This window comes from Belliella filtrata, assembly GCF_022549775.1.
Lineage (GTDB): Bacteria > Bacteroidota > Bacteroidia > Cytophagales > Cyclobacteriaceae > Belliella > Belliella filtrata.
The window spans coordinates 18829-37927 of sequence record NZ_JAKZGP010000015.1; the positions used below are offsets into that span (position 1 = coordinate 18829).

Here is a 19099-nt window from a genome sequence, read left to right on the forward strand (position 1 = left end):
GAATGCTCACAGGAATGTTAACCCAATTCTTTTATTCAATCCTTGCTCGAAAATCCGGATCAAAGTTGACAACTGAATATTTCCTTTACCATTTTCAAGCTTTGAGATATAACTTTTCTTTGTTCCTGCTTTTTCTGCCAATTGTTCTTGAGTCAGATTTGCTTCCTTCCTCGCTTCTTTGAGCATTTCGCTGATGATGAACATCTGAGCATTTTCTTCATACTTATTTCTGCTTTCACTTCCAATTTTTCCGTGTTCCAGTTCAATCAGTTCATCGAATGTTTTGACTTTGCTATAATCCTTCATGATCTTATTTCTTTGTTTGAAAATATTCCTTCATTAACCTTTCTGCTTTCTCCAATTCATTCTTCGGAGTCTTTTGGGTCTTTTTTTGAAAACCGTTGAACAGAACCACAAGCCTTCCTTCATCAAAGCAGCAAAAGATCCTGAAAATATTTGATTGAAACTCAACTCTTATTTCATATAACCCCTCAATTCCTTCAAGATGCTTGAGAAACTTTTCTGGCACCCTTTCCACTTGCTTGATCAGTTCAAATACATATTGGATCTTACTTTTAACCTTATAATTCTGGCTTTGGTAAAATTCAATAAAGTGGTTTTCATAAAAAATGATCTTCCTTACCATACACACAAAGTTATCTCAAAAGATAACATTTTCCAAAAATGCAGCGGTTTCTTTTAATTTTGACTAACGCAAAGAAAATCGCTTAATTTGGGCTCAATTCGAGGCCTAAATCCTCATTAGTCAGACCGAATTTATCGATTTGTTTTTTTATTCTCTTAACTAAGCCCAACTTTCTTTTCTGCTCTAAGTAAAGGTACCCCTCTGGGTTTATGTAGGGTACACCTTTCACTACCATATTCCATATAATCACTGCAAGCTTTCTTGCAGTAGCGCTGATGGCAGATACTCTACCTTTTCTAAAACTTATTCTCTGAAAGAAGTCCCTCAAGGGTGTTGAGTCTTTCAAGTTTCCGATGGCATTGGCTGCATTCCTTAAGGCTATTTTAAGTCTGTTGCTTCCTTTTGGTATTTTGCTAGAAAGAACTTTACCACCACTTACTTTATTGTTTGGGGCAAGCCTAAGCCAAGAAGCAAAGTGCTTGGCTGTTTTAAACTTCTTGATCCCCTCCATGCCTACTTCACTCATCAATGCCAAAACTGTAGAAAAGCTCATCCCTTCAATAGCAAGAAGATCCGTACCCTCAAACATCTGATAGGCTTTTAAATTCATATCGATATCTTTTGGTGTGTTTTTATTGAATCTTTTATGGGGCTTTGATTCTAGATAATGCTCATGTTTATTACTATCTGAGTCGATGATTTCATTCAGCTTTTTCTCTATCTCTTTATCACAATCTTCAATTTTCATTCTAAGGTGATCATAAGTGTCCAGCTCCTGTTTTAAGGCAAAAAGGTAATCCTTCCTTCCATTACTTTGTAAGGCAGCTGCTATCTCTTCCTCACTCTTTCTGCAATTCCCATGTCGGAGTGAAGCCAGCTTCTTTGGATCTGTTTCGCCCTCACAGATTGTTCTGATGATCAGCAGTCCTGTAAGCCCACAAATGTTATTTACAACCACATCCAATCGGAAGTTTAATAGCCTTAGATATTTCTGCATTTTCTTTGATGCTGCAGCAACTGAATGAAGTAAATTTGATCTGTGTCTGCAGTAAGTCCTTAACTCCTCTGTCTGTCCATCAGGCAAAAAAATTCCAGTTAGTAACCCCAATGTATGTAGTTTTTGGATCCACTGACAGTCCATGACATCACTCTTTTTTCCTTTGATATTCTTGGTGAACTTACCATTACAGAGTATCAGATGGAATCCCCGTGAAAGTAATACGGCATAGAGATTTTTCCAATAGGTACCAGTACTTTCCATTGCTATAGTCCTCACATTCCTTTCCTTCAACCAATCTGCCATAGCAAACAAATCCTGATTGAATACCCCAAATTTCCGAACATCATGCTCGGTTTGACCTACTGCTACCCAGTGGGAGCGACTGCCGACGTCACATGCAAAGCATTCATCGACACCAATTAAAAATATCACTAGGAGATAATTCCCGCAGCTTGCGGATTGACGACTTCCATGGAGAAAGATGACGAAAACAAAGCTGTATTGGGGGATTTTAGATTTTAGATTTTAGAGGATAATGTCATTTCCTGATGAGTGAAATTCAGATTCTAGCATGGTGGAGATATTAGGTTTTTTAGATCAAGGCTTTACTGCGTCCCAAAGCATGGTTAAAAGAAGTTCGATCTTTGGTTCATCTACTTGAATGTTCTCATCTCTTGCCCATAGCATCCATCCGTTGACAGTACTAAAAGTAAAAAAAAGATGTCTAGGGGCTAGGTCTTTGAACAGGCTTTCATTTAAACCTTCTTGATACAACTCATCAAATACTGAAAAATTTCTCATTGCTACTTCATGAACTTCTTTAGTAATGATGGGAGAAGCTGCAAAATGGCAAGAAAAAAAACTCCAAAGGATTATCTCTAAAATACAAAATCACATTCTTCCATAAAAAAAAACCTTTCTTGAATAGTTCCTACTGGCTTGTAACCTGATATAATAGCTGAAGACTCTGCATTTTTCTAAGCTATCCAGATTTGATGTACGATTTGATCTTTGCTTTCAAAATTCTTATAAATGGTCCCAATACCAACATTTGCTCTTTTTCCTATCATAGCAAAAGTAACCGCGTGAAGCCCTTGTTCGACTATTAGCTCTAAAGAAGCCTATAGAATTTTTCCCTTTTTATCCATTTTTGGAAGTTCGAATGTGTAATAAAACAATGATTACCTTTCATTGTTTTGACACCCTATAGTGAGTATTGTATGATTCAGTTTTGAATATTCAAAATCATTCACGTGGTCAATTTAGCTTTAGAGTACAAAAAAAGCCAAAGTTAAACTTTGGCCATTTTTGCACTGTATAAATGCTTAGTTATTTGAAGTACGTTATGCCTATAATAATTCTGACCTCACTACATTGGGTGGAAAAGCAATTACCAGAATATTAGCATCATTTTCACTCCTAAACTATGATAAAATTCTAACGCTACAACTTATTTAATTTCACGTACTACTTCAAACACTTGATCTGGCAGACCTTCAACTTGCACAGTGACTTTCAAATCTTCACTTGCAGTTAAAGTCTTGATATATGCTTTTACCTTTCCTAGATATGTATTCCTGCTTGATGACTGGTATTTTTCGTGACTACTCAGATCTCCACTTTCCATTACTACTACTTCTGCTCCTCCATCTATCTGTATTGAAACTGGAAGAGATTTGTCTTCTACCAAGTTGCCATCATGATCTACAATTTGCAAGTTCAGCTCTATCATTTCACCAGCATGAGCATATGAAAAACTCGAAAGTTGACCAGCTATTTTTGCTGGTTCACCTGGAGTATTCAGGCTGTAGGAGGCTACTTCTTGATCATCTTTATAAGCTATAGCTCTTAATGCTCCATTTTGAAAAGCTACTTCCCAGTTTGGCATTTGATCTACTTTATAGATCATTTTTTGCTTGCCAAGTGATTGATCGTTGAGAAAAAGCTCAACTTCATCTGCATTGGAATATACTACCACCCATTTTGACTCACCTTCTTCCCCACTCCATGTGTTTGAAATCCCCACTCTACGAGTAACTTGCCTTTCATTTTGAGCTATTCCGATATAAACCATAGGTTCGTCTGACCAAAGACTCTGTCTAAAATAAAAATCAGGCTTAGGATTCCCCGCCAAATCTATAATTCCAGCACCACTACTTCTAGAGGGCCATGGTCTAGCCTCACCAATGAAATCAAATGCTGTCCACAAAAATTGGGAAGAGATAAACTCATTCTCTGTCACTGCAAACCAAGCATCCAAGCCATCTCCATTTTCGCTTCCATAAATCACCCGATCAGGATATTTTTCATGATCTTCTTTATACCTATACTCTTGATAATTGTACCCTACAATATCCAAATTGTCTGGATAATCAGTATAATTGGACATGGCTACGCCAGCAAGAGCCGCAGTTACTGGTCTTGTGGTATCCCATTTTTTTACCGCTTTGGCGAGAATAGCTGATATCCTTCCCAGTTCAGAAGCTGGAGGGTTGTTGGGTTGATAACCTTTGCCATATATCTGTGGATTCCTTCCTTCATCTAGGACTGAATGGCTATATGGATCATTAGGGTAATCGATTTCATTTCCTATACTCCACATGATGATAGATGGTCTATTTCTATTTCTTCTTACCATATCTTCCACATCTCTTTCAGCCCATTCTTCAAAAGCATCATGGTGCCGGTCATTCCCTGGAGTTCCAGCATTCCATCCTTCTATCCATTTATTTTTCCCTAGCTCCCATTCATCAAAAGCTTCATCTTGAACCAAAAAACCCATTTCGTCACAAAGCTCATAGATATAATCCTGGTGCGGATAGTGGCTCATTCGTATGGCATTGCTTCCCAAAGCTTTTAATGTTTCCAACCTATTTCTCCATACTTCTTTGGGTACTGCCGCTCCGAGTCCACCTGCATCATGGTGTATGCAGACTCCCTTGAGTAGCATGGTTTCTCCATTGAGTGAAAAACCTTTTTCTGCATCAAAATTAAAACTCCGAACACCTACGTTTTCATTCCACTCATCTAGCTTCTTGGATCCATCCCAAATAGAAACTTGCAAAGCATAAAGATTCGGATCATCTGGAGACCAAAGTTTTGGCGTAGGAATATCGAAAGACAATTCCTCTATACTATTGGAATTTGAAGTCAAATCAAACTCATGATGCTCACTGACAACCTCAATTCCAGAAGGGTCACGTAAAGAAACCTTTAATTGAACCGGAAAGTCAGCATGTTTTTGATGATAAATTGAAACTTCAAGTAAGGCCTTAGCCGACTTATTCCCAACTTCTGGTGTATGAAAATAAACACCCCACTGAGTAAAATGAATTGGAGAAGATTTGATCAAATATACGTTGCGGTAGATTCCAGAACCAGTATAATACCTAGCATCTGCAAATTCACTATGATCTACTTTGACATAAAGCGTGTTTTTTCCATTTTTCAAATGGCTTGTAAGTTCATATTGGAATGGAATAAAGCCAAAAGGTCTTTTTCCTAAATGCTGACCATTGAGCCATACTTCACTGTTTTTGTAAACACCATCAAAGTAGATAGCATAAACTTGATCTGGATCGAAATCATCTAAACTAAATTCCTTCTTGTACCAACCAATACCTCCAGGTAAATACCCTGTTCCACTTGCCCACTCCGAGCTAAACGACCCTTCAATACTCCAATCATGTGGCAAGTCTAAAGTTTTCCAGCCTGCATCTACTTTTTGAATTTGATTCCAACTTGCATCATTGAGTTGGAACTGCCATTGATCATTGAACAGCTCTTTACCCGATTGTTGAGCATACAAGGAAGTAATGCTAAAAAGAAGGTTAATGATTAGAAAAGCACTTTTCTTTATTATTCCAGTCATGTGGTATTTAGTTTTGGGTGGTCAAGGTAAGTATTGATCTGGCTGGGAGTTTGATTGCTTCTCCTCCTACTATACTATAAGGTGCCAAATCATTGTCATGGTCTGTCAAGTATCCTTTCAATTCACTATTTGAATAATCGCCAGATAAAGCAATATCCACATTCACTTCATTTGTGGAAGAATTGATAGCTACGATCACTAGTTCGCCTGTTTGCGGGTTTTTATAAGCTGAACAAAGTAAGTTCTGATCTTGTGCTTGCTGCTGCTCTATAGTCAATCCCACACGGACAAAACCTGGTCTGATAAACTTGCTATAATTTCCCAAAGCCCAAAGCATTTTGCTTGTTTCATAGGTTCCATCAGTCTTTGACTTAGAGATGTAAACCAAGCCATCTTTATAATCATATGGAGAAATCCCAATCCACCAATGCCACGCAGAAGCTTGAGCAATCGTAAGATCATTATGAATCACCCTTGCCATGTACAAGGCTGGAGTTATTCCTAAATCTTTTCCGTTCCCTTGAATTTCGCCATCATTATCACCCAAGATACAGTATTCTGACATCCAGTATTTCAAACCTGGAACACTTGACACAGCCTGAGCTAGCTGATTCCTTTTACTTACAGCCATCTGAAAAGGTGAAGTAGTAAAGTAGCTATGCCCAGAAATATTATTACTCAAGTGCTTGAGGTCAGCAATATAATTATCAGATCCTGGTGTAAAAAAATCAGCTATTTGATTGGATCTTCCTGGTCTATTATGAACTTCATACAGGTATTCAATTTGACCAGATTCAGCAATATCTATTTTAGTAGAAAGATCATATTCTTCTAATTTCTCGTCTAAAGCCCTCACAATTCCTGCAATTTCATGATTCCAAAAAGGCGTGCCTTCTTGCCCCCCATCTATCCAATCCCACTGAGGTTCGTTGATTGGAGAGATGTAATCCACTTTCAGACCCTCTTGCTCAATGCCCTGAATTGCCTTAGCCATATACTCACCAAACGCATCATATTGCTCTTCTGAAAGATTAGACTCATTGGCATTGGAGGCATAGGCCTTTCCATTTCTTGTTAGCCATACTGGTGGGCTATTGAGAAAAACTAGCAAGTGATCTACCGACCTTTCTTTGGCCGCTTGAGCAAGCCATAACTGAGCCGCTTGAGGTTCGGGACTGAATTGCCCTTGAGCATCCAAAACTGAAGAAGCCCTTCTCCACTCATCCCCTATGCCACTTTCAGATCCTTGCGCTGCACTTCCAGCTCCAAGGTTGAACCTCCAAAGCGAAAGTCCAATACCTTTTGGGTTTCCCTGAGTGTCAAGCTCTTGGCTAAACAACAGGTCCGCAATGGCATTTCTCTTAGCATCAGGCCAATCTCCTACAAATTGACCTGACCAAGCGTCAGAAGCTCCGAAGTGATCAATTTGCTGGAAGGTTTCATTAGGATCTAGCGCAATCTTCACCACATCAACCTGGCTATTCTTATCTTCACCTTGAGGACTATTGTCATTACATGAACTGAAAGAAAGCATCATCCATGAAGTAGCAAGAAGTACCTTAGTGCTAATTTTTCTATTTAGTATATTTTTCATGATCGTTGGATTAAAAAAAGAAAGGGGGAAAATCCCCCTCCCGTTGGTTGCTGAAGCCAATTTAATTATATCCTGGATTTTGCTCCAATGCATTGTTTGAAGCTAAGATCTCCTGTCTTGGTATTGGTAACCAATAATGCCTTGGCAAGAACCTTCTACCTTGTAAAGCAATTTTTCTTTGATAAGTGAAAGTACCATCTGATGCCCTTCTGATATCAATCCCATATGCAGGTTCGTTTTCGGTATCTTCTGCAATCATCCATCTTCTGACATCATAGAACCTGTGCTCTTCAAAAGCCAGCTCAATTCTTCTCTCATGCTGAATTCTTTCCCTCATTTGATCTTTGGAAAGTCCTGAAGGTAAAGGTGGCATTTCTACACCATTTCTAGACCTGATGCTATTGATTGCATCATAGACAGATGCATCTGGACCATTGGCTTCGTTTCTGGCTTCAGCATAGTTGAGTAGAATCTCTGCATACCTGAAGTAAAGCCAATTTTGAGTACCCGCAACTTGCCATGGATTCTGGATAGGAAGAGATTCATCGATGAATTTTCTCATGTAATATCCCGTTCTGCTAGTATTCCAGTTGGAAGGACCATCTTGACTATCCCTTCCACCGGGAAGGAATGTTTCTACATTCCTTCCTCGATAGGGAGCTCCATTATGTAAAATGGTCTCATAGAATCTAGGGTCACGGTTTGCGTATGGATTAGCTGCATGAGTTGGGTTATCCCAATCAAATGAAGAACCATCCATCATTTCATAATCGTCTATAAGGTTTTGAAGAGGAGCATTGCCACCCCAAGCATCATAACCATTAGGGCCATTTGCTATTTCAAGTGCAGTATGTCTCTGGTTCAAGTTATAAAATCTTGCAAAAATCACTTCTTGATGGCTTCCTGATGCAGTAAACATTTCACCATATCCTTCCTGATACAAAGAATATTGACCTAGATTCATCACATCTTGTGCAGCTTGTGCTGCTCTTTGCCATTGTTCAGCTGAGCCAGTAGTACCCCCATTGTATAATGGACTTGCAGCGTAAAGGAGTAATCTTGACTTCAAAGCCATTGCTGCACCTCTTGTCGCTCTACCTTCTAGCCATGATCCACTATTTTGCAACGGAAGACCAGCGATAGCCTCATCCAACTCAGCAATTACATAATCTAAGCCTTCTTCTAAACTTGCTCTTGTAAACAAAGCTGGATTGCTAAAATCATCCCCAAGCATAGACACTTCATCCCCTCTCAAAACTACACGTCCATAGTTTCTGATCAAATCATGGTATCTGTATGCCCTAATAAACTTTAGTTCTGCTCTAAGGCGTGCTTTTCCTGATTCTGACATGGTTATGTTAGGGAGATTCACTAGCGCATAGTTACACTCTCTGATACTTCTATAGCTTCTACCCCACAAAGTACCTGCTATACCCGTATTTTCTGGAGAAAGTAATCCTTGCTGCACTACCCAAGTATTGTCATCATTATTGTAAACTGACTCATCTGTAAGAGAAGACCAAAGAGCATATTCAAATCCTCTACCAAAACCAGGCACAGAACCATCTCCTTCTTTGTCTCCTAACCTAACGCCTAAATATCTATTGATCACATAGGCTTCAAACAATGTCGTATCCGAAAGAATAGAGGCATCCGACACCCTATCTGGTGGTACGATATCGAGAAAATCTTCATTACATCCAGCTAAAGCGATACCGATAACAAGGATGATATAGTATTTTAAATTTTTCATTTTGTAAATGGCTTTTCGGGTTTAAAACTGAATATTGACACCTAAATTTAGAATCCTCTGCTGAGGGTAGAATTGACCGCTATTGCTTGAACCTTCTGGGTCAAAGTCCTTCACCTTGGTTAATGTCAATAAGTTGAATCCATTAGCATACACTCTTAGATTTCCTACTTTATATCTTTCCAATAAGTGCTTAGGAATATTGTATCCTACTTCCAAGTTTTTCAATCTCAAGAATGAAACATCTTGAAGCCAAAAATCAGAAGGAAAAAGTCCACCACTTACAGCTGAAGAAGCTCTTTCACTAACTCTTGGGAATGTTCCATCTGGGTTAGTTGGACTCCATCTGTTGTCTGACCATGAGCTGTAGTAGTTACCTACAGTTCCAGACTCAGGAAGCACATATTGTCTTGCGCGCCCTTGACCAGAGAATAGCATCGCAAAGTCAAAATTCTTGTAAGTCGCATTAAGGTTCAAACCAAATGTAATTTGTGGAATATTACCTAAGTTGGTCCTGTACATGTCATCAGCTGTGATTTCACCATCTCCATTGATATCTTCATAGATCAAATCACCTAGCTGTGCTCCTGGCACATGAGGAAATTGATCAAACTGATCTTCAGAAGTGAAAATCCCAATAGCTCTATACAACAAGTAAGTATTCATTGGCCTACCTGTCAGCCTCTGATAGTCTAGTACCCCTGCAGCTTCATCCATGAAAATAATCTCATTTTTAGCAAATGTAAAGTTACCTGATGCACCAAAAGTAAAATCTTTGCCTCTGTGCGCATATCCTAAAGTGGTTTCAATACCGCGGCTTTTAACCCTTCCAATATTCTCTGAAGGAACCAAAGACTCACCCCCAAATGGATTTACGATACCTGAAGACCATGGTATAGAAGCATTTCTAGTCGTTAAGATATTTGTTCTGTCCTCATAGAAATAGATCGCTTCAAAATTGAATTTTCTTGCGATGACTGCATTCAACCCAATATCTGTTTTATTAGCAGTTTCCCAAGTTATGTTTGGGTTCCCAAGTCTTACCAAATCGATCCCCGGTCTTACAACATCACCAAGTACATAGCGGTTATTGAAGGCATAATTGTCAAAAAACTGGAATTGCCCCACATTGTCATTACCTAACTGGCCATGAGAAACCCTGATCTTCAAATCATCCATGAAGCCAAAGCTATCTCTAAACCAGTCTTCTTCTGATATTCTATAACCAGCTGATACAGCTGGGAAAAATCCATAACGATTACCTCTCGGGAAAATCGAAGATCCATCTACCCTAGCTTGGAATTCCAAAAGATATTTTTCGTTGTAGTTGTAGTTAAACTTACTGATAAAAGACCTTCTGGTAAAATTATAGCTTCCTCCCCAGTTGTTGAAATCTGTCGCTGCAGAACCGCCTTGAGAAAGCTCTGGGGTCTCTGCAGTAGGAAAATTGATCCTTGCTGCACCAAAATCCTGCTCTCTATTTTCACTTTGCTCATAACCTACAAAAGCGTCTACGAAGTGATTACCAAACTGCCTATTGAAATTCAATTTGATGTGACTTACAATCATAGAAGTATTGGTATGTCCCTGATCCAAAGAAGGCCTTTGGTTTGGCCCACCGCCAATTACAATAGGATCAAAAGTATCCGCTGTCCTATTGTAGTTGTACAAAGTATAAGGAACTCTGAAAGTTCTATACCTATTTGAGCTTTCATCCACTGAATAAAAACCATCTACGGAAAGCCCTTCTAGCACAGGAAGCTCATATTTTGCTCTCAAAATCCCATTGAATACATATCTTGGGTTATCATTGGTGCCTCCCATATCCGTAGCTAGAATGGCTGGGTTAGCATTTTCGATTCCAGATGAAGGAAGTCCATTTGGATAAAAAGCGTTTACAGTAGGGTATGCACGATAAATGGACCTAAAAATATGTCCTGCTCCTTCTGTTGGGAACATTCTATTTTCCTTTCTACCTGCCAAGCCTAATCCAACTGTCAATCGCTCATTCACTGTTGCATCAATGTTTGACCTGAAACTATATTGGTCAAATTTTGCAGCGCCATTTCTATAGAGACCATCTTGGGACAACTTACCTAAAGAAACGAAGTAGTTCACATTGTCACTTCCTCCCCTAATGCTCAAGTTATGCTGGTTTTGCAAAGCAAAATCCTGCAAAGTCTCTCGTTGCCAATTTGTGTTCGGGTAGTTAAGGGGATCAGAACCATCTCTAAAGCGCTCGATTTCTTCTTGGCTGTAGACTTGATTCATTCCATTCTGATTGTTGTTGTAATATGCAATCTCATTTCTGATAGTAGCATAAGTAGCTGCATCAGCCAATCTTGGTAATCTAGTTGGAGAAGAGAAACCTTGATTGTAGCTGTAAGAGATCACAGGCTTACCTGATTTACCTCTTTTGGTAGTGATGAGAATCACACCATTTGCCGCTCGGCTACCATATACGGCTGCAGAAGCATCCTTAAGCACAGAGACACTCTCAATATCATCAGGGTTCAACCTTTCCAATCCACCTATCTGACCAGGTACACCATCGATTACCACAAGGACATCATTATTGCCTGTAGTAGCAAGACCCCTGATAGAGATGCTAGAACCATCATAACCAGGCTCACCACTTCTGTTGCTAGCAATAAGTCCAGAGAACCTACCTGCAAGTGAATTGGAAACATTGGGCTGAGGGCTTCTTGTAAGTTCCTGACCATCTATCTGAGAGACAGATCCGGTTAGGGTCACTTTCTTTTGCTCACCATAACCTACTACTACAACTTCACTTAGGTCATCCATATCGGACTCCATGTTTATTGTAAATTGGGTTTGAGAACCAACAGAAACTTCTTGAGTCTTGTATCCTATAAAGGAAATCCTTAAAACAGATTGGGGGGTGACACTGGCATTGATCGTAAAGTTGCCATCAATGTCCGTCACTGCACCAGAGGTGGTGCCTTTGATAATTACAGATGCCCCTGGTAGCGATTCACCAGTTTCATCAAATACTTTTCCTCTTATGGTCGTCTGCTGTGCAGTAGCCATTTGGTGAAAAGTGAAAGTTAGTATCAATGCCATAAATGATACCCAGCTAGTATAAGCTTTTTTCATCTTTCTTTTGGGTTAAATTGTTAATAAGATAAATTTGAATTGTAAGAACGAACACAGAAATTTCTCCCTGAGATTGATTACAATATTCCTCATTGTACATTTGTAAGTGGGGTGATAAACCGACAAAAAAAGGGGTATAAATCGTCCAAAACCTTTCAAAACTATCAAAATCCCACATTAAAGAGGAATCTTAATAAAATATCATGATGTATAAGCCTTTCATCTTTTTCTTTATATCGCTAATAGGCAGTGTACACATGGCCTTTGCACAGGATGAAAGCACTACAAGATCCAAACCTCAAAACCCCCTAAACTTCTATCTTTTAGATATGGAGCTTGGGCTTGCTCATAATGTCATCAACAGTATCACACAAGATGAATTGGGCTATATTTGGATAGGTACCAATGAAGGTATGAGCAGATACAATGGAAGCAAATTCCAGAATTTCAAACAGAACCTAGATAATCCTGAATCTTCTCTTGCCAATAATTTTGTCCAACAAATTAAAGCTATCGGAAACAACAAACTTATGATGGCTACTGATGGTGGACTTATCACCTATGATATTCTAAAAGAAAAATTTGATGTTTTACAACAAAAAGATGGACTTATAAGCAATAGCATCAGTGCATTTCAACATACGCCTGAAGGCAAGCTTGTCTTGGGTGGATACAGGTATGGGGTACAAGTGATTAATAAAAATGGAAAAATAGAGCATACTATTATCCACAATCCCAATAGTAAATCGGGGCTATCATCCAATCAAATCTCGTCTGTAGCCCTTCAGGGAGATTCCATCGCATGGATTGGCACTTATGATCAAGGGCTCAACAAACTGAACCTTATTAACAAAGCGAATCATAGGATCAACCTAGGTATTTTAGGTAAAAGAGTTTCTCAAATAAATTCCCTTTATTCAGATACTGAAGGAAATATATGGATTGGAACCAATGAAGGCCTTAGGGTAATCACGCTCAAAGGTGACACTTTAGCATTGAAGGCAGGTAAGAACCAAAGGGAAGGACTTTCAGATACAGATGTTTTGTGTTTTGAAGAAGACGGTGAAGGTAATATTTGGATAGGCACTAGAAATGGGGGGTTAAATATTTTAGAAAAAGCAAGTTTTCTTAGAAAAAGCACACCGAATTTAACTTGGTATCTTCCCAAATCAGACGGAGCTAGTGTATATAACCGAACTGTATCTGCCTTGAAAAGAGATCATGACGGAAACATATGGATAGGTACAAGTACTGGGCTTAACTTTGTCAATCCTAAAGGGGAAGCAATTACTTTGATGCAAAAAAACCCTATCGCTCACCACTCTATTTCTCATGATAGGATAGGTTCTATTGCCACGAGTATGTTTTCCAATAGAATTTGGATTGGTACGGATGGAGGTGGACTAGACAAATACAACCCAGAGGACAGAAGTATCATTAACTTTCAGAGCAATCCTTCTAACACAAATAGTCTGACAAGTGACTATATCATTGCGCTAAAAGAAGACTCCAAAGAAAGGCTGTGGATAGGCACTTACCAAGGAGGCTTGAACAAGCTGGATGTCAAAACTGGTAAAATTAAACGGTACCTTCAAGGCCATGTTCGAGATGGTGCAGATGTTAGGGTGATTGCTGAAGATGTATTAAGCAATATATGGGTAGGAACCAACCAAGGAGGCCTATACAAATATGATGAACAGGATGATGTATTTGAATATGTTAAAGAACTTGGCAAACTAGACATAAGAGGAATAGCATTCGATGAAAAGGGAGATCTATGGCTAGCAACCTTTGGTTCAGGAATCATACGCTACGACCCAAATAGTGGATCATCTAAATCTTATCTGACCAAAGAGCTGGCAGCGATCAATGTATACTTTGGAATAACAATTCTTCCCGATCAAGATGTGCTCATAGGAAGTCGGTATGGTGGATTGATCAGGCTAGATCCTAAAAATGAAACTTTCAAAGCATTTACTGAAGCTGATGGATTAAGCAACAATACCATCGTCAGCATGCAGACTGATGATCAAGGTCTTGTTTGGCTTGGAACAAATAATGGTATCAGCTATTACAATCCAACTACAAATCAAATTGGGCATTTGAACGCTTTTGACAATATCCAAAAAAGTGAGTTCAACATTGGGGCTGTTGCACTGAGTAGAGATGGGAATTTACTGTTTGGAGGAAACAAAGGAGTGAACATCATCCATCCGCAAAAAATCACTCAGGAATTTAATGAGCGATTGATTTTTGAGAACCTTAAACTCTTCAATAATAAAATTTATGCGGGAGATACATTTCTAGATTCTGCAATTTCATACAAGCAAAAACTTAAATTTGACTACCTTCAAACACTCATTTCCATAGACTTTTCTCTTTTGAAATTTCCCTTTGCGCAGCAAGTCAATTACGCATACAAGCTTGAAAAATACCATGATCATTGGGTGCAAATGCAAGGTAATGGCTCAGCAAACCTGAGTAATATCCCACCTGGGAATTACACCTTGAAGGTAAAAGCAAGGATTGGAAACGATCAAGAAGTGGAACGTCAACTGCATTTGACCATTACCCCACCATTTTGGAAAACGCCACCTGCGTACTTTTTATACTTTGTATTGATATTGATAGTGATCATCTTAAGCCTTAGGTACTATAACGATAGACTAAAACTAAAAAACTCTCTCGAGCTAGAGAGACAGCAGCGTATATTGGAGCATGATGTGAATGAAGAAAGAATAAGGTTCTTTACAAGCTTTTCACATGAACTCAAAACACCTCTCACACTGATATTGGCGCCGATAGAAGACTTGATCGATCAAGTAAAATCAAAAGGTCAGTTATCAAAACTATATATAGTCCAAAAAAATGCAGCGTACCTCCACCAACTGATCGGCAATCTGTTAGAGTTTCGAAAAGCTGAAACAGGCCTTAGCCAGCTAAATGTCGGAGAATATAATCTTTCGATGTATTTGGAGCAATGGGTTCAAAACTATAAACCACTTGCCAAAAAACAGCATATTGAATTATCATGTGTACTTTCAGAAAGAAACATGATGGTGAAATTTGATTTTGAAAAACTACAAATCATATTCAATAACCTGGTATCCAATGCGCTAAAATATGCTCAGAAAGATGATAAAGTTTTGATTGGTCTGAACGCTGACAAGGATTATTTTCACCTTTCTGTAGCAGACTCTGGCCCAGGCATTGCCCCAGAAGAGCGCAAGCGAATATTTGAGTGGTTTTACCAATCAGGAAATAAAAACAAAAAAAGCGGTACAGGAATCGGACTTGCCTTAGTCAAAAGCCTTACAGAACTGCATCATGGAACTGTTCAAGTGGACAGTGAACCTAAAAAAGGGACTGTATTCACAATCAGTATTCCCAAAATGCTAGAGATTTCAGCTTCAGAACTTTGGCCTTCCAATCAAAACAGTATAACAACCAATAACATAAATGATTTTTTACTCCTAGAGGATGAACCTTATCAAGAGGTTATAGTAAATGCTGAAGAGGAAAGATCTATAGTATTACTTATTGATGATAACACGGACATATTGTCCTACTTAGACAGTTTTCTGAAAAAGAAATATGATCTCATACATGCTCAGAATGGAGAAGAAGGTGTTGAGAAAGCTCTCAAATACGTCCCTGATTTGATCATTTCAGACATCATGATGCCCCTCAAAGATGGTCTTGACCTTTGTTTTACCCTAAAGCAAAATGATGTCACATCACATATCCCCATCATTTTACTATCAGCCAAAGGCAATATTGAAAGTATGCAGACAGGTTACAAAGAAGGTGCTGATGATTATATCACCAAGCCATTCAATAGCATGCTACTGCTAACAAGGGTTCAGAATTTGATCGAAAGCAGAAAAAAGTTAAGAAAGCATTTTGCTGTTCAAGAGCAAGAATCAGATGCTTCAACACTAAATGCTAAGGATCATGATCTACTCTATGTAGAGAAAAAATTCCTACATAAACTAGATCAAATCATCCTAGAACAAATCGGTAAAGAAGAGGCCCAAGTCGATAACATTGTATCCGAAATGGGCATGAGCAGAACTTCTCTTTTCAGAAAAATAAAAGCCATCACAGGATACAATATTAATGCTTACGTAAGAATGATTAAGGTAAAAAGAGCGGCTCATTTGATTTCAGAACACAAAATGCCTGTCTCTCAAGCTGCTTATGAATCAGGATTCAATGATATCAAATACTTTAGAAAGGTCTTTAAAGAACAATTTGGTGAATTGCCTTCGAGCTATAAAAGTTAAGCATTTCGTTAGATATTTAGTACTTTTGATCAACTACTAAGTCAATAACTACTGGTTTATCTTAAAATTTATGCTATTCTTGAGCAGATTTTGAGTTTCAAAAGGTCCCTATTTGCTTGGTAGTAGATCACAAACCTATCTATAAAGCCTATCTAATGACCTACAAAAATCCATTAATTTACGTTTTTGGCATAATCTACTTTTGTTGTGCCTGCTCTCAAGAAGTCCAATATGAATTTCCTTACCAAAACCCTGACCTCCCTGTCACTGAACGAGTAGACGACCTAGTCTCCAGGATGACGTTGGAGCAAAAAGTGAGTCAGATGGTAAACGAATCTGTCGCTATAGATGAGTTTGGAATTCCAGCTTATAACTGGTGGAACGAAGGACTTCATGGGATGGCTCGAGCTGGTATTGCCACAGTGTTTCCACAAGCCATCGGAATGGCAGCATCATGGAACACAGATTTAATTTTTGATGTGGCTACAGCAATTTCAGATGAAACGAGGGCAAAACACCATGATTTTGTAAGAAAAGACAAGCGATATCTCTATCAAGGACTCACACTTTGGTCTCCAAACATCAATATTTTCAGAGATCCACGCTGGGGAAGAGGTCAAGAGACCTATGGAGAAGATCCCTATTTGAGTGGTTCACTTGCAGTACCATTTATCAAAGGACTGCAAGGTGATGACCCTGAATATTTCAAAACTATTGCAACTATCAAGCATTTTGCAGTTCATAGTGGCCCAGAGCCAGAGAGACATGAATTTGATGCCAAGGTGAGCTTGAAAGATATTAGGGAGACATATTTACCACAATTTAAAATGGCCATTGAGCAAGCCCACCCCTATTCTGCCATGTGTGCTTACAATAGGCTCAATGGAGAAGCATGCTGTGGAAGTGAATGGTTATTACAAACTACGTTGAAAGATGAGTTGGGATTTGAAGGGTTTATTGTTTCTGACTGCTTTGCGATCACAGATATTTGGGAATTTCACAAAATAACTGACTCAGAAGCTGAGGCTTCCGCACTTGCAGTCAAATCTGGAACTGACTTGAGCTGTGGAAACGAATACCTGTCACTTGTAGAAGCTGTAGCAAAAGGCTACATTACAGAAGCGGAAATAGATATTTCTGTTAAGAGATTACTAACAGCCAGGTTCAGGCTCGGCATGTTTGATCCTATAGAAAAAGTGAAATATGCTCAAATTCCATATGAAGTAGTCGATCAAGATTCTCATCAAAAATTGGCATTACAAACAGCAAGAGAATCAATGGTACTCTTAAAAAATGATAATCAAACATTGCCTCTATCCAAAGACCTCAATAAAATTGCTGTCATTGGGCCCAATTCAGATCAATGGCTAATGCTTTTAGGCAACTACAATGGCGTTCCTTCAGAAGCAATCACGCCACTTCAGGGGATCAAAGATAAGGTCGGGCATGGTACAAAAGTTGAATTTGCCCAAGGTTCAGAATATGCAGATGGTTTACCGATGTTCTATACCGTGGAGAAGTCAGCCATTAAAGGAAAGATTCAAGCAGAATTCTTCGACAATAGCAAGCTAGAAGGCAATCCACTTTACAGAGATGAATTTGAAAACATTGACATCAACTGGAATGACCGTGCTCCAAGGGAAGATATGGACGATGATGATTTCGGTGTAAGGTGGAAAGGTGAATTGATAGCCAATAAAACGGGTTACCATCAAATAGGTGTTATCACCACTTGCAATACACAACTTTATTTTGAAGATGAATTGGCAGCCAAAACCGAATATCATTTTAGAGATGAGTATGGAGACCCAAGGTTAGTCCATGGAGAATCGATCTGGCTTGAAAAAGGACAGACTTATGGTTTCCAAATTGATGCTGGAGAAACTTATGCAGACGCTATGGTTCAGTTGGTATGGGCAGAACCAAAACCTGATTTAGAAAAGGAAGCCATTGAAGTAGCCAAAGACGCTGATGTAGTAGTCATGTTTATGGGCTTGACACCTCGTATGGAAGGTGAAGAAATGGACATTCAAGTCGACGGCTTCCGAGGTGGTGACAGAACGAAACTTGGATTGCCTGTCGCTCAACTGTGCCTGATCAAATCTATGCATGCATTGGGTAAACCTGTTGTATTGGTCTTGCTGAATGGCTCTGCTCTGGCCGTAAACTGGGAAAACGAACACATTCCTGCCATTTTAGAAGCTTGGTATCCAGGACAAGCAGGAGGTGCCGCTATAGCCGACATCCTTTTTGGTGATTATAACCCTTCTGGGAAGCTGCCGATTACATTTTACAAGTCAGAAAAAGACCTTCCTGACTTTACTGACTATACCATGAGTAACCAAACATACAGGTTCTTCAAAGGCGAAGCACTGTATCCTTTTGGGCATGGATTAAGTTATACAAGTTTTGATTTTGTAGATTTGAAAACCAACGCTAAAGTCAAAGTTGGCCAATCCCTAGACTTGGAAGTTACTCTTCACAATACTGGTGAGAAAGATGGTGAAGAAGTGGTTCAAGTTTATGTAAGTAACCTAAATAGAAAATCAGACGACCCAATCAAGAACTTGGTGGCTTATCGGAAAGTCTCATTGAAATCCGAAGATAAAAAAACTGTAAAGCTTAAAATAGATAAAAGTGCATTTCAAACATTCGATGAAAACTTCAATTATGTCAACCTACCTGGAGAATTCGAAATTTCAATAGGAAACTCTTCTGCTACAGACAACTTGAGGACTAGTATAAAAATCGAGTAATTTAAACAGGCTGTCTCCGCTTCTACGTTTAACAATTGGTCTACCTATAATCAGGTTTTTTCCATTGATTAGATTTGAG

10 protein-coding genes and 1 pseudogene are annotated in these 19099 nt (G+C 38.9%); 2 read left to right on the forward strand and 9 right to left on the reverse strand.

The window, feature by feature from the left end; all coding sequences use genetic code 11:
* Positions 1–6: 6 nt before the first annotated feature.
* From MM239_RS07980 to MM239_RS08015, 9 genes and pseudogenes are all read right to left on the reverse strand, one after another.
* Positions 7–306, reverse strand: a complete 300-nt coding sequence (locus MM239_RS07980) for a helix-turn-helix domain-containing protein (RefSeq protein WP_009033879.1) — start codon at positions 304–306, stop codon at positions 7–9.
* A gap of 4 nt (positions 307–310) precedes the next feature.
* A complete protein-coding gene (locus MM239_RS07985) occupies positions 311–646 on the reverse strand; it encodes a type II toxin-antitoxin system RelE/ParE family toxin (RefSeq protein WP_241347676.1) in 336 nt (111 codons plus the stop codon).
* An 82-nt stretch (positions 647–728) separates the two neighbouring features.
* Positions 729–2078: an IS110 family RNA-guided transposase gene (locus MM239_RS07990; protein ID WP_241347677.1), complete on the reverse strand. Its 1350-nt coding sequence runs from the start codon at positions 2076–2078 to the stop codon at positions 729–731.
* A gap of 165 nt (positions 2079–2243) precedes the next feature.
* On the reverse strand, positions 2244–2447 hold the full coding sequence (locus tag MM239_RS07995; RefSeq protein ID WP_241347678.1) for a hypothetical protein: 204 nt from the start codon (positions 2445–2447) through the stop codon (positions 2244–2246).
* A 176-nt stretch (positions 2448–2623) separates the two neighbouring features.
* A pseudogene (locus MM239_RS21180) lies at positions 2624–2755 on the reverse strand (helix-turn-helix domain-containing protein); the annotation flags it as partial.
* Between the two features lie 341 nt (positions 2756–3096).
* Complete coding sequence (locus tag MM239_RS08000) at positions 3097–5517, reverse strand: glycoside hydrolase family 2 TIM barrel-domain containing protein (protein WP_241347679.1); 2421 nt, start codon at positions 5515–5517, stop codon at positions 3097–3099.
* 7 nt (positions 5518–5524) lie between these two features.
* A complete protein-coding gene (locus tag MM239_RS08005; protein ID WP_241347680.1) occupies positions 5525–7111 on the reverse strand; it encodes a glycoside hydrolase in 1587 nt (528 codons plus the stop codon).
* Between the two features lie 61 nt (positions 7112–7172).
* Entirely contained in the window at positions 7173–8864 is a 1692-nt protein-coding gene (locus tag MM239_RS08010) for a RagB/SusD family nutrient uptake outer membrane protein (protein WP_241347681.1), read from the reverse strand.
* A 21-nt stretch (positions 8865–8885) separates the two neighbouring features.
* The gene (locus MM239_RS08015; protein WP_241347682.1) at positions 8886–11978 is read right to left on the reverse strand and encodes a SusC/RagA family TonB-linked outer membrane protein; all 3093 of its coding nucleotides are present in this window, start codon (positions 11976–11978) and stop codon (positions 8886–8888) included.
* Positions 11979–12181: 203 nt separating this feature from the next.
* Between MM239_RS08015 and MM239_RS08020 the strand changes: the two genes are divergently transcribed.
* Positions 12182–16264 (forward strand): hybrid sensor histidine kinase/response regulator transcription factor, encoded by a 4083-nt coding sequence (locus tag MM239_RS08020; protein ID WP_241347683.1) that lies wholly within the window; start codon positions 12182–12184, stop codon positions 16262–16264.
* Between the two features lie 155 nt (positions 16265–16419).
* Positions 16420–19020 (forward strand): glycoside hydrolase family 3 C-terminal domain-containing protein, encoded by a 2601-nt coding sequence (locus tag MM239_RS08025; protein WP_241347684.1) that lies wholly within the window; start codon positions 16420–16422, stop codon positions 19018–19020.
* Positions 19021–19099: the final 79 nt, after the last annotated feature.